Raw genomic sequence first — 12,803 nt, forward strand, 5'->3', positions numbered from 1 at the left:
AGCTGTCACATGACTGGTTTACGCAAAGTCCGATAGGTCAGGATTTGACTCGATGGTCAACGAACGACAATCTGATGAAAATACCAACAGGGGGTCCCCAATGATTAATAAACTATTTGTATCGACCTGTGCTGTGGCACTGTCGGCAACTGCGGCAATGGCCGACTATTCGCTGCACGTTATTCACATCAACGACCTGCATTCGCGTATCGAACCAGTCAGCAAATACGACAGCACCTGTAGCGAAGAAGCGAACGCCGAAGGCGAATGTTTCGGCGGCGTGGCCCGCGTTGCCACCGCTATCGCTAATCTGCGCGAAGAGCTGGCAGGCGAAAACGTCATCGTTCTAGATGCTGGCGACCAGTATCAGGGATCGCTGATGTACACGACCTACAAAGGCGACGTTGAAATCGAATTCATGGAGCAAATCGGTTTCGACGCGATGGCCGTAGGTAACCACGAATTCGACGATGGCGACGAAGGTCTGGCAAAACTGGCTGATGGCGTGTCGTTCCCTGTGATTTCGGGCAACATCGACGTGTCGTCGTCCAACGTTTTAGCTGGCAAAATCGCAGATCACGTGATCCTAGAGGTCGGCGGCGAAAAAATCGGCATCGTGTCGGCGTTGGCTGTTGATACCGTCGAAACCTCGAGCCCGTCGGACGCTGTGATCTTTTCGGACGAAATCGAAAACTTGCAGCATGACGTTGATATGCTGACCGAAATGGGCGTGACCAAAATCATCGCGCTAAACCACGTTGGCGTCGTCAAAGATATGGCCATCGCCGAAGCTGTCAGCGGTCTGGACGCCGTTGTAGGTGGCCACTCGCACACCCTGTTTTCGAACGAAGAGGGTTCTGAATACGCCTATCCAACCATGGTTGGTAAAGTGCCTGTCGTTCAGGCCTACGCCTATTCAAAATACGTTGGCCATCTGGTCCTGAACTTTGATGACGACGGTAACCTGCTGGACGCATCGGGCGATACCATGCTGCTGGATGCTTCGGTAGAAGAAGACGCCGCGATCAAAGCCCGCATCGCTGAACTGGCTGGCCCGATCGAAGAAATGAAAGCCCGCGTTGTGGCTGACGCTGCAGACGAAATCATCGGCGCCCGCGAAGAATGCCGCGCACGTGAATGTGCGATGGGTTCGCTGATTGCTGACGCAATGTTGGACCGTGTCGCAGGCCAAGGCATCGACATCGCGATCCAAAACGGCGGCGGTATCCGCGCGTCCATCGACGCAGGCGAAGTCACCATGGGCGAAGTCGTTACTGTTCTGCCGTTCCAGAACACTCTGTCGACCTTTGAAATCACGGGCGAAACCCTGCTGGCCGCGCTGGAAAACGGTGTGAGCCAAATGGAAGAAGGTGCAGGCCGTTTCCCACAAGTCGCAGGCATGACCTACACCGTTGATCCATCGAAACCAGCGGGCGAGCGTATCGTCGATGCAATGGTCGGCGGCGAAGCGATCGATCCGGCAGCGACCTATGGCGCGGTGTCGAACAACTACGTCCGCAACGGCGGCGACGGTTATTCGATGTTCGAAGACGCAGCGAACGCCTACGACTATGGCCCTGATCTGGCTGACGTTCTGGCGGAATACATGGCCGCTGCATCGCCGTTCACCCCGTATACCGATGGCCGCATCACGGTTGTTGGCGAATAATATCGTTCCCCATGCGATATTGACCCTCGCTGGAAACGGCGGGGGTTTTTTGTTTCTGCCTGTCCGCCTATATTTATCCCTATGGACCACCCGCTGATTGACCTCATCAACGCCCGCATTGCTGCGGCGGATAAAGACGGCGCCTTTGATAACCTCGAAGGGGCAGGGAAACCTTTGCCTGAATGTGCGGACCCTGAAAATTATCTGCTGAACAAGGTCGCGGAACGAAACGGGGCCGAACCCGAATTCGTCACCCTGTCACGCGAATTACGCAAAATGCGGGATGACTTGATGGGCGAATCCGACCGCACCCGCCGCCGCGAGATAATGAAAGACATGTCGATGATGGAGGCCCGCATCGACATCGCCCGCAAGGCGTGGACCAAATAAATGTGCGGCCGTATGGCGATCACACTGCCGCATGACGCGATGGCGCAGATGTTTGATGCCGGGCCCGCCAATGATCTGCCCGAATTTGCGCCCAATTATAACGTCTGCCCGACGAACACGCTGGCCGTTGCGACCAGCGTTGATGGGGTGCGTCACCTGCGGCCTATGCGCTGGGGATTTCTGCCGCATTGGTACAAAACGCCAAACGGCGGCCCGCTGTTGATCAACGCGCGGTCAGAAACCATCGCGGAAAAACCAGCGTTTCGCGATGCCTGCCGTCAGCGCCGGTGTTTGATCGCGGCCAGTGGGTTTTACGAATGGCACCGCGTTGATGGCGAAACGCCCGCGCCATATTGGGTCACCCGTACAGATGGGCAGCCGATGGTATTTGGCGGGATTTGGCAAAATTGGACGGGTGAGGGCGGAGATATGACCACCTGCGCTATTGTCACGACGGATGCCAATGCCGAAATGTCGGCAGTCCATCATCGGCTACCATTGATTCTGGAACAGAACACTTGGGCCAAATGGTTGGGCGAAGAGGGACATGGTGCCGCGACATTGATGCAACCCACCGCAGAGGGGATTATATCCCTGCGGCGGGTCGGAACTGCGGTGAATTCCAATCGGGCCAGCGGACCCGAGTTGATCGAGCCGCTGATCGAAGATGAATGATTAGTTCAGAACGGGTTCGTCGAACGAAAATTCGCCGTTCACTTCGTTACCAAAGCTGGTTTCGAACTGCAGGACTGTATCGGTGTTGATGATCAACGAATAGGTCTCCAAAGGCGCCAAAGAACCCGTTTCCCACTGAGGCACATCTGTTTCCAATTCGCGCACAGCCATGACGTTTTGTGCGCTGTCGGTTTGGTTGCTAAAAATCACGGTGTCGCCTTCGTCCAGATAGGTCACCATCGGGAAATACCCGAAATCGGTGATCACAACAGTCTGTGTTACGCTATCTTCGGCCAAGGCGCCGGTGGCTGTTGTTAATGCCGCTATGGCAGCAAACGCAAAATTACGAAGCATGAACCAATCCTATTCCCAGTCTTTCACGCCCTGAATCGGGCTTTGGGTCATGCATACCCTGATATTTCGTCAAAATTGGGGCCAGAAAAAGACAGTAAAACTGGGCTTGAATCTCCCCTACAGTGCAGACTATATGTCTGCGCAGCGCGGGTGTTGTGTAATGGTAAGACCTTAGCCTTCCAAGCTAATGATACGGGTTCGATTCCCGTCACCCGCTCCATCAATCCACAGTTTCATACCTATGAACGTCCTGTTGCGACGATGGTGCGCTTGTTATCAACGGCGTGGCTGGCTATCACACGACAACTTTACTGACGACGATGGCAGCCATGGCAAAACCACCGACCGATAACGCACAAGACCGCGCAGGATCGAAACGAATCTCGGCCTTGGCTGAACTGTGGCCGTTCATTCGTCCATACCGCCTGATGCTAGCCGCGGCATTTGTCGCGCTGACATTAACCGCGATGGTGTCGCTGGTGCTACCGTTGGCCGTGCGCCGAGTTGTCGACAATTTCGAAGGTGGCGCAACACCGCTGCTGAAACAGTATTTTAGCGCAGCATTGATCGTTGTCGGTTTGTTGGCGCTGGGCACCGGCCTTCGGTATTATCTGGTGACCCGTTTGGGCGAACGCGTGGTCGCTGACATCCGCAAGGCCGTGTTCGACCGCATGGTCACAATGAGCCCCGCGTTTTACGAAAATATTATGACGGGCGAGGTGCTAAGCCGCATCACAACCGATACCACGCTGATCCTGTCGGTGATCGGCTCGTCGGTGTCCGTAGCGCTGCGTAACCTGTTCATCTTCGTTGGCGGGCTGTTTTTGTTGTTCTTTACCTCGGCCAAATTGGCGGCGTTGGTTCTATTGATCGTGCCGGTTGTGATCGTGCCGATCGTTGTTTTAGGTCGCCGCCTGCGCAAATTGGGCCGCGAAAATCAGGACTGGATTGCAAATTCCTCCGGCTCTGCGTCCGAGGCATTGCTGTCCGTTCAAACCGTTCAGGCCTTTACCCAAGAGGTCCGCACAGCTCTGAAATTCAGTGATGTCACCGAACGCAGTTTCGACAGCGCGAAACGCCGTATTTTGACCCGCGCGATGATGACCGTGATCGTGATCTTTATGATCTTCTCGGGTGTTGTTGGCGTGCTGTGGGTTGGTGCGCAGGACGTGGCTAATTCTATAATGACCGTCGGCGAATTGGTTCAGTTCGTTATCTATGCGGTTATGGTTGCGGGTGCTGTTGGCGCACTGACCGAAATTTGGGGCGAATTGCAGCGTGCGGCAGGCGCAACGGAACGTTTGGCTGAATTGCTGAACGCCAAAGACACCGTTGCTGACGCAGCATCCCCAGTGGATGCGCCCGAAATGAAAAACGGCGCTATCGTGTTTGATGATGTTACATTCAGCTATCCGTCACGCCAGAATATGCCTGCATTAAACGGCATTAGCTTGACCGTAGCACCAGGTGAAACCATCGCGTTGGTTGGTCCATCTGGCGCGGGAAAATCGACGGTCGTGCAATTGCTAATGCGTTTCTTTGATCCGCAGTCAGGAAAAATCACTTTGGCGGGCACAGATTTACGCGACATGGCGCGCGATGATTTCCGCAAACAGATCGCGATTGTTCCGCAAGATGCTGTTGTGTTTGCAGATACGGCTCGTGAAAATATCCGCTTTGGTCGCCCTGATGCCACTGACGCCGAAGTCGAAGCCGCTGCCAAAGCCGCCGCCGCACATGATTTTATCGTGGCGCTGGAAAATGGATATGACAGTTATCTAGGTGAACGAGGCGTCATGTTGTCGGGCGGGCAGAAACAACGCATCGCGATTGCTCGCGCTATTTTGCGCGATGCGCCGATCCTATTGCTGGACGAAGCAACCAGCGCATTGGATGCAGAAAGCGAACGTTTGGTGCAGGGCGCAGTTGAAAAGCTGGCACAGGATCGTACCACGTTGATCATTGCGCACCGTTTGGCGACGATCAAACAGGCGGACCGCATCGTTGTGTTTGAGGATGGTCAGATCGTCGAACAGGGCACGCATGACGATCTGGTTGCCAAAGGCGGCCTATACGCCCGACTAGCTAAACTGCAATTTACCGAAGGTTCCGCTGCGGCATAGACTCTTCGTTTCGCTGCGTCATACTTGCGTACATGCGCTATTCTGACACATCCTGATGGAAACGGCGCTGTGGGACGCGCCGACATGGGAGGAGCCTGCATGACCTATGCAACAATCGCAGATCGCGAAGCGATCGTCGCGGAGAAACCTTGGACTGAACGTAATCAGCCCAAAACCACGTTTGAATTGCTGACACGAACCGCGACAGCCCATGGGCCGCGCCCTGCGGTGTCGTATCAGATCCTGTCTGATCCAAAGTCGAAAAAGGAAACGCTGACGTGGACGCAGCTGTTGGAACAAACCTGCCAAACGGCTAACCTGTTCCGCAAATTGGGCGTCGGCGAAAATGACGTTGTCGCTTATATCCTGCCCAACGCGACCGAAACGGTTCTGACCTATCTGGGCGGTCAAATCGCGGGCATCGTGAACCCGATTAACCCCCTACTGGACGCAGAACATATTGCAGGAATCCTGCGCGAAACCAACGCAAAGGTCGTCGTAACGCTCAAAGGTTTTCCAAAAACCGATGTGCCGCAAAAAGCGCACGAAGCGGTGGCAATGGCCCCCAACGTCAAAACCGTGGTCGAGGTTGATCTGGTTCGCCACCTGTCGGGCCTGAAAAAACTGATCGTTCCGCTGATCCGTCCAAAGGTTAAACCGACCCATAACGCGGCCGTGATCGATTTCACGACCGAAGTCGCCAAGCAAAACAAAACGCTAGATTTTGCCGATAGCACCAGCGACCGTATCGCGGCCTATTTCCACACGGGCGGCACCACGGGCCTGCCTAAAATCGTTCAGCACAAATATTCGGGCATCGTTTACAATGCATGGCTGGGTGACCGCCTGCTGTTTACGGAAAACGATGTTCAGATCTGTCCTCTGCCGTTGTTCCACGTGTTTGCGACGATCGTGTCGCTGGGCGCATCACTGGGATCAGGCGCGCATTTCGTTCTGCCGACCCCAGCGGGTTATCGCGGCGACGGCGTGTTCGACAATTTCTGGAAATTGATCGAACGCTACAACGTGACGTTCATGATCACCGTCCCGACTGCGATTGCCGCCCTGATGCAGCGCCCTGTGAACGCCGATATTTCGTCGCTGCGTCTGGCGTTCTGCGGGTCTGCGCCTTTGCCTGTCGAGCTATACAAACGGTTCGAAGACGCCGCCAAAATCACCATCTGCGAAGGTTACGGCCTGACCGAGGCGACTTGCCTTGTCTCGATCAACCCACCTGATGGCGAAAAGAAAGTCGGCTCCATCGGGTTCCCGTTCCCATACACGGACGTCAAAATTTTCGACGTGGTCAGCCACGAAGAATGCCCAACCGACACCATCGGTGAAATCTGCGTCAGCAACCCGGGCGTCAACATGGGCGCGACCTATACCGAGGATCGCAAGAACGCAGACCTGTATTACCCAGGCCCACTGGGCCCGACCCAATACCTGCGTACGGGCGATCTGGGCCGTTTTGATGCCGACGGCTATTTGTGGATTACCGGCCGCGCCAAGGATCTGATCATCCGCGCAGGTCACAACATCGACCCAGCCGAGATTGAAGAGGCACTAGCAGGTCACGAAAAGATCGCCTTTGCGGGCGCAATCGGTCAGCCTGATTCTTACGCTGGCGAACTGCCGTGTGCGTATGTCGAACTGGTCGACGGGGCCGAGGTTACATCCGAAGAATTGCTGGAATACGCCAAGGCGCATATCCACGAACGCGCAGCGCATCCAAAGTATCTGGAGATCCTGCCCGAGCTGCCAAAAACCGCAGTGGGCAAGATTTTCAAACCTGACCTGCGCCGCATGGCAATCACACGGATCTATAATGAAACGCTCGCTGCCGAAGGCCTAGCCGCCGAAGTGACCGAGGTGATCGAGGACAAAAAACTGGGTCTGGTCGCGGTTCTGTCGAAAACCGGCGAATGCGACGCGGATGCTGTGGCGCATTGTCTGGGGGCGCACACCCGCCCGTGGAAATGGGCCGAAGAATAAAACAACAAAGGGCGGCCATTGGCCGCCCTTTTCAATTGAATAACCGGACCTGATCAGTCGCGTGTGCCTGCAAATTTGGATTGCCATTCTTCGCGCTGATCATCCGAGATTTTACCGAACAAATTGTCAGGCACCGCGAATGCGTGACCAGCGGGCAAGCGGGTGACGGCATCAGCCGCTGCGCCTGGCCATTCTGCGTCTACCTTCATCGCCTCTAGTAACGTCGCGGCTGCGTCAGGGATGAACGGTTCGGACAGAACGGCGTATAGCGGGATCAGGTTCAGCGCCAAACGCACCTGCGATGCGGCCAGCTCTGGGTCTTCCTTGAATGTGGACCACGGCGCTGCCTCTTGCAGGTATTCGTTGCCCATCACCCAGATCGCGCGCAATGCGCCAGCGGCTTTGCGAACCTCTTTGGCTTCCATGAACTCTTCGTACTGGCGGATGTTCTGTTCCAGCTGCGCAACCCAATCGGCGTCTACCGCTAGATCAGGGCCGCCAGTAGGCACCTCTTCGCCGAATTTCGAACGGCAGAATTTGGTGACGCGGCTGACAAAATTGCCCAGAACGTCGGCCAAATCTTTATTCACGGACTGTTGGAAGTTTTCCCACGTAAATTCGCTGTCCGACGATTCAGGGGCGTGCGATAGCAACCACCAGCGCCAGTAGTCAGCTGGCAGGATTTCCAGCGCCTGGTCCATAAACACACCGCGCCCGCGCGAGGTGCTGAACTGGCCGCCGTCATAGTTCAGGTAGTTGAACGATTTGATGTAATCGACCAGCTTCCATGGCTCGTTCGATCCCAGAATGGTGCATGGGAACGACAGCGTGTGGAACGGTACGTTATCTTTGCCCATGAACTGGGTATAGGTCACGTCGTCCGCGCCTTTGTCGGTGCGCCACCAGCGTTCCCAATCGTCGCCTTTGCCTGCATCAACCCATTCTTGGGATGCGGCGATGTATTCGATGGGTGCGTCGAACCAGACGTAGAACACTTTGCCTTCCATGCCGGGCCAGTCTTCGTCGCCTTTTTTCACAGGCACGCCCCAGTCCAGATCGCGGGTGATGCCGCGGTCTTGTAGGCCGTCGCCGTCATGCAACCATTTTTTCGCGATCGAAGTCGTCAGCACAGGCCAATCGGTTTTGCTGTCGATCCACGCGTCCAGCTGATCTTTCATTTGCGACTGGCGCAGGTACAGGTGTTTGGTTTCGCGCATTTCCAGATCGGTGGAACCCGAAATGGTCGAATGCGGATTGATCAGGTCCACAGGGTCCAGCTGTTTGGTGCAGTTGTCGCACTGGTCGCCGCGCGCGCTGTCGAAACCGCAGTTGGGGCAGGTGCCTTCGATATAGCGGTCAGGCAGGAAACGGCCGTCCGCGTGCGAATACATCTGGGTTTCCGACACTTCACGGATCAGATCGTTATCGGCCAGAACGCCCGCAAAATGCTGGGTCAGTTTTTTGTTTTGTTCCGATGATGAGCGGCCAAAGTGATCGAACGACAGGCGGAAACCTTCGGCGATTTTGGCCTGAACGTCGTGCATTTCGGCGCAGTATTCTGCGACGGGTTTGCCCGCCTTGGCTGCGGCCAATTCCGCTGGGGTGCCGTGTTCGTCGGTGGCGCAAAGAAACATCACCTCGTTGCCGCGACCACGTTGGTAGCGTGCAAAAAGGTCCGCAGGCAGCTGCGATCCAACTAAGTTTCCAAGGTGTTTGATCCCGTTGATGTAAGGGATCGCCGAAGTAATCAGATGTCGTGCCATGATCTATTCCTGTGCGCGGTTATCCGCCTTTTAGCGGCGCATGGGGCGTGATGCCAGCACAGACCGACTATCGCAACCGTGAAACCAGCGCTATATGAGGGACAGAGCAGTAAATAATGGGAAAACCCACATGAAAATTCTATTCGCAGCCGCCGCGATTGCAGCGGTATCGGGTGCCGCATCGGCCCAAGAATTTTATATCGGCGCAGGCGTCGATTTGCAGACACCACATTCAGGCGACCAATCTGTTGCGTCCACCATCATGGGCGGCGCACAGTTTGGAAACGGTCCGGTGACTTTTGGTCCAGAGCTAGAAATGAATTTGACCAATGGCGGCGATTATAACGCGCTGCGTCTGCGCGGCATTGCTCGTCACGACACGGGTGCGGTCGCTCTGATGGCTTCGGTCGGATATACCAATTATGACGTTGATGGCAGCGGCGCTGTCGATGGTTTGAATTACGGGTTGGGCATTGATTACGAATTGTCGCAATCGGTCGACCTGCGCGCCGAACTGATCCGTGATCATGCGCCCGACGATGACATGCTGGTCACCAATGTGCGTTTCGGCGCAGTCTACGGTTTCTGATTTGAAAGGGGCGCCAAATCTGGCGCCCCGTTTCGTTTATTGCGCGGTATAGCCGCCATCGACCAGATGGTAGCTGCCGGTGATGAAACTTGCGTCGTCAGACAGCAGGAACAGCGTCAGTTTGGCGACTTCGTCCGGATCGCCCAGACGTTTCATGGCGTGTTGGTTCGCCAGATAATCCATCGTGTCCTGATCCAGATTTTGATCCAGCAATGGCGTTTTGATAAAGCCTGGTCCGATTGAGTTAATGCGGATGCCTTTGTCGCCGTATTCCAGTGCTGCGGATTTCGTCAGGCCAACAACGCCGTGTTTCGCCGCGACATAAGCGCCAGAATTCGCGATACCCACGGACCCGAGGATCGAGGCGATGTTCACAATCGAACCCGTGCCGCCCGTTTCGATCATTTTCGGGATCGCGTAACGAACGCCGTAAAATACGCCAGTCAGGTTTACGTCGATTACCTTTTGCCAGCTATCAATGGGGTATTCACCCAATGGCGCTGCCGCACCGCCCACACCTGCATTGTTCACCAACATATCCAGCGATCCGCCAAATTCGGTCGCGGCCTGCATCATGGCGTCGACTTGTTCGGCGTTTGATGTGTCTACTTCGAACGCCTTGGCGTTTTCGCCCAGTTCGGATGCCAGTTTTTCGGCGTTTTCCATATCTAGATCGGCGATCAAAACCTTTGCGCCTGCGTCGACCAATTGAGTGACGATAGATTTACCAATACCAGAGCCGCCACCTGTGACGATTGCGGTTTTCCCTTTGAAATCATGGGCCATTTTTGGCCTCCTTTCTAAAATGTTTGTGTCCATTATATAGGTCAGGAATTGTGCGTCTTTGAGGCAGATCACGCGCAGGTGTTGTTCGGCACTGCACAGACGGAATGCAGGGGTTGCACTGGCACGTTGAACCACTAGGTTCATGCCCAACGCATTCTATTTGGGACGTATTTATGAAAACGCTACAGCTTGGCCGTACTGGCATTTCGGTGCCTGATTGGTGCTTGGGCACCATGACTTTTTCCAACCAAACGCCGCAGGATGACGCATTCCGTCAGATGGATATGGCGATGGATGCGGGCATCAATTTCTTTGACGTCGCTGAAATGTACCCTGTGAATCCTGTCAAAAAGGAAACGATGGGCAATTCGGAAAAGGTCATCGGGAACTGGTTTGAAAAAACGGGTCGCCGCGAAGAGGTCGTAGTCGCAACCAAAGTGTCGGGCGACAGCGGTTTCCGCCCAGGTGGCTACACAGCTGAGTCCGTTCGCGGTGCGGTCGAGGATTCGCTAACCCGTCTAAAAACCGACTACATCGATCTGTATCAGATGCACTGGCCGAACCGCGGCAGCTATCATTTCCGCCAGAACTGGACCTTTGACGCATCAAAGCAGGACAAAGCCAAAGAACTGGACAACCTGCGCGGCGTGCTGTCCGTGCTGAACGATTTGGTGAACGAAGGCAAACTGCGTGCAATCGGCCTGTCGAACGAAAGTGCGTGGGGCACCATGCAGTGGTTGAAATTGGCAGAAGAGGGCATCGGCCCGCGCGTTGCGTCGATGCAGAACGAATATTCGCTGCTGGCCCGTATGTACGACACCGACATGTCCGAAGTGTCGATCCACGAAGACGTGCTGTTGTTGTCCTATTCTCCGCTAGCCACGGGTCTGCTGACTGGCAAATATCGCAACGGTGCAGTGCCAGAGGCATCACGCATGTCGCTTGTTCCGGGTCTATCCGGTCGTTCGAACCCGCGTGCGCACGCAGCTGTCGAAGCCTATCAGGCGATCGCCGATAAACACGGTATCGCTCTGGACCACATGTCGATGGCATGGCAACGCAGCCGCCCGTTCCCAATCTCGGCGATTTTTGGCACCACTACGTCCGAGCAGTTAGAGCACTTGCTGAAAGCCAAGGATATGGAGCTGGACGAGGAGATCGTCAAAGAGATTGACGACGCGCATCGCGACCACCCAATGCCGTTCTAATCACAATGGTAAGCGTCCAGCGGGCGCTTGCCACCCAGACGGGTCACAAGTTGGGCTTCGTCGTTATCACGGAAAAACGGCACGTTTTCGGGCGGGCCGTTTTTTTCTATGTTGGCCATTAATTCAGCCAAGACAACTTCGGTGACGAACGGCAAATCAAAGGACCGCGCATCGGCGATCGGAATCCATTGCAGATGGCGCAATTCATCTTCGGCACGCGAAAAATCGTCTGGGTCGGTCGATAGTGCGTCGGCATCAGCCAAGAAAAACCGCGCATCAAAACGGCGGGGGCGTCCCGGTGGAGTGATAGCACGGAAAATGAAAGACATGGATGTGCCGCTGGGTTTGTGACCCGTTGCGCCATACCCGCGCCACCCCTTTGGCGGGGCGGACCATTCTGCGGGTTCCCCAATAATCTGACCTGTTTCTTCCCACAATTCGCGGATTGCAGCAGCGACCAATGCGTTTGCGGGCGTGGTGCTTTGATCCGAAAGGCGGTTTAAACATGTCGGATTGATGGGCGCGGCCATGTCCACCGTTTGATCAACCGCATCAACAGCTCCGCCCGGAAAGACGAACTTGTTCGGCATGAACACAGCGCCGGACCCGCGCTGGCCCATTAAAACTTTGGGATTTGAATGCCGGTCACGCACCACAATGATCGTGGCCGCGTCGCGGATAGGGGTCGAATCGACTGGTTTGTGCGTCATCCTGTGACGTTATCAAACCCATGCATACGTTTCGCCCATTGAATGCCGACGATCATGCCTTTTAGGCGTGGCAGCAAATACAAAGACAGGCCGACGCATCCAACCGTGAATACCGTCGCCATGACCAACGGCTCTGGACGGAACCAGACAAACGCGAAATGCATGGCAAAGCCCAGAATGTGACCGACAATCAAAATGGTCAGATAGGCGGGGCCATCATCCGCGCGATGGTGATGCAGTTCTTCGCGGCAAGCGGGGCAGCTATCCGAGACCTTTAGGTAACCTGTAAACATGTTGCCTTCGCCGCAGGACGGGCAACGACGGCGAAAACCGCGCAGCATGGATAGTTTTCCATCACGCTGTGTAGCGTTGTTGTCAGCGATGTCCGTCATGACTGTCTCCGATTAGATGAATTCCACATGCTACTTTTGGCTTAGTATTAAAAGGGGACTTTGCCCCGTTGCGGCTGGATGTCGCGCGAAGGTGGGAAAAAGTTTAATTACCGGCGACGGAAACTTTGGTGCGGCCCGTATTAAATGCG

Annotated in this window: 12 protein-coding genes and 1 tRNA gene; 8 read left to right on the top strand and 5 right to left on the bottom strand. The window is 55.3% G+C overall.

All coding sequences use genetic code 11. From position 1 onward, the window contains the following. The first annotated feature begins 100 nt into the window (after positions 1-100). From BVC71_RS10200 to BVC71_RS10210, 3 genes are all read left to right on the top strand, one after another. Positions 101-1,669 carry a bifunctional metallophosphatase/5'-nucleotidase gene (locus tag BVC71_RS10200; RefSeq protein ID WP_086451826.1) on the top strand — a complete coding sequence of 523 codons (1,569 nt, stop codon included), beginning with the start codon at positions 101-103 and terminating at the stop codon, positions 1,667-1,669. Between the two features lie 81 nt (positions 1,670-1,750). Then, positions 1,751-2,059, top strand: a complete 309-nt coding sequence (locus BVC71_RS10205) for a DnaJ family domain-containing protein (RefSeq protein WP_086451564.1) — start codon at positions 1,751-1,753, stop codon at positions 2,057-2,059. Continuing rightward, entirely contained in the window at positions 2,060-2,734 is a 675-nt protein-coding gene (locus tag BVC71_RS10210; RefSeq protein ID WP_086451565.1) for an SOS response-associated peptidase, read from the top strand. On the opposite strand, the gene BVC71_RS10215 is transcribed toward BVC71_RS10210, so the two are convergent. Beyond that, positions 2,735-3,088, bottom strand: a complete 354-nt coding sequence (locus BVC71_RS10215; protein WP_086451566.1) for a hypothetical protein — start codon at positions 3,086-3,088, stop codon at positions 2,735-2,737. A 146-nt stretch (positions 3,089-3,234) separates the two neighbouring features. Between BVC71_RS10215 and BVC71_RS10220 the strand changes: the two genes are divergently transcribed. From BVC71_RS10220 to BVC71_RS10230, 3 genes are all read left to right on the top strand, one after another. Then, a tRNA-Gly gene (locus BVC71_RS10220) sits at positions 3,235-3,308 on the top strand. 109 nt (positions 3,309-3,417) lie between these two features. After that, complete coding sequence (locus BVC71_RS10225) at positions 3,418-5,211, top strand: ABC transporter transmembrane domain-containing protein (RefSeq protein WP_086451827.1); 1,794 nt, start codon at positions 3,418-3,420, stop codon at positions 5,209-5,211. Between the two features lie 99 nt (positions 5,212-5,310). Then, positions 5,311-7,206, top strand: coding sequence for an acyl-CoA synthetase (locus tag BVC71_RS10230; protein WP_086451567.1), 1,896 nt, complete (start codon positions 5,311-5,313; stop codon positions 7,204-7,206). Positions 7,207-7,259: 53 nt separating this feature from the next. Here BVC71_RS10230 and metG read toward each other — a convergent pair whose 3' ends face one another. Continuing rightward, entirely contained in the window at positions 7,260-8,969 is a 1,710-nt protein-coding gene (gene metG / locus BVC71_RS10235) for a methionine--tRNA ligase (RefSeq protein WP_086451568.1), read from the bottom strand. A 130-nt stretch (positions 8,970-9,099) separates the two neighbouring features. Between metG and BVC71_RS10240 the strand changes: the two genes are divergently transcribed. Next, positions 9,100-9,558 carry an outer membrane beta-barrel protein gene (locus tag BVC71_RS10240; RefSeq protein WP_086451569.1) on the top strand — a complete coding sequence of 153 codons (459 nt, stop codon included), beginning with the start codon at positions 9,100-9,102 and terminating at the stop codon, positions 9,556-9,558. A gap of 36 nt (positions 9,559-9,594) precedes the next feature. Here BVC71_RS10240 and BVC71_RS10245 read toward each other — a convergent pair whose 3' ends face one another. Next, complete coding sequence (locus BVC71_RS10245) at positions 9,595-10,344, bottom strand: SDR family NAD(P)-dependent oxidoreductase (RefSeq protein ID WP_086451828.1); 750 nt, start codon at positions 10,342-10,344, stop codon at positions 9,595-9,597. 173 nt (positions 10,345-10,517) lie between these two features. Here BVC71_RS10245 and BVC71_RS10250 point away from each other — a divergent pair, with 173 nt between their 5' ends. Next, on the top strand, positions 10,518-11,552 hold the full coding sequence (locus BVC71_RS10250; protein WP_086451570.1) for an aldo/keto reductase: 1,035 nt from the start codon (positions 10,518-10,520) through the stop codon (positions 11,550-11,552). On the opposite strand, the gene BVC71_RS10255 is transcribed toward BVC71_RS10250, so the two are convergent. Both BVC71_RS10255 and BVC71_RS10260 read right to left on the bottom strand, forming a co-directional pair. Beyond that, positions 11,549-12,262 (bottom strand): NUDIX hydrolase, encoded by a 714-nt coding sequence (locus BVC71_RS10255; protein WP_086451571.1) that lies wholly within the window; start codon positions 12,260-12,262, stop codon positions 11,549-11,551. The genes BVC71_RS10250 and BVC71_RS10255 overlap by 4 nt on opposite strands. Next, the gene (locus BVC71_RS10260; RefSeq protein ID WP_086451572.1) at positions 12,259-12,654 is read right to left on the bottom strand and encodes a DUF983 domain-containing protein; all 396 of its coding nucleotides are present in this window, start codon (positions 12,652-12,654) and stop codon (positions 12,259-12,261) included. Before BVC71_RS10260 ends, BVC71_RS10255 begins: the two co-directional genes overlap by 4 nt. Between the last annotated feature and the right edge of the window lie 149 nt (positions 12,655-12,803).

The sequence above is a fragment of the Marivivens niveibacter genome, from assembly GCF_002150005.2.
GTDB classification, from domain to species: domain Bacteria; phylum Pseudomonadota; class Alphaproteobacteria; order Rhodobacterales; family Rhodobacteraceae; genus Marivivens; species Marivivens niveibacter.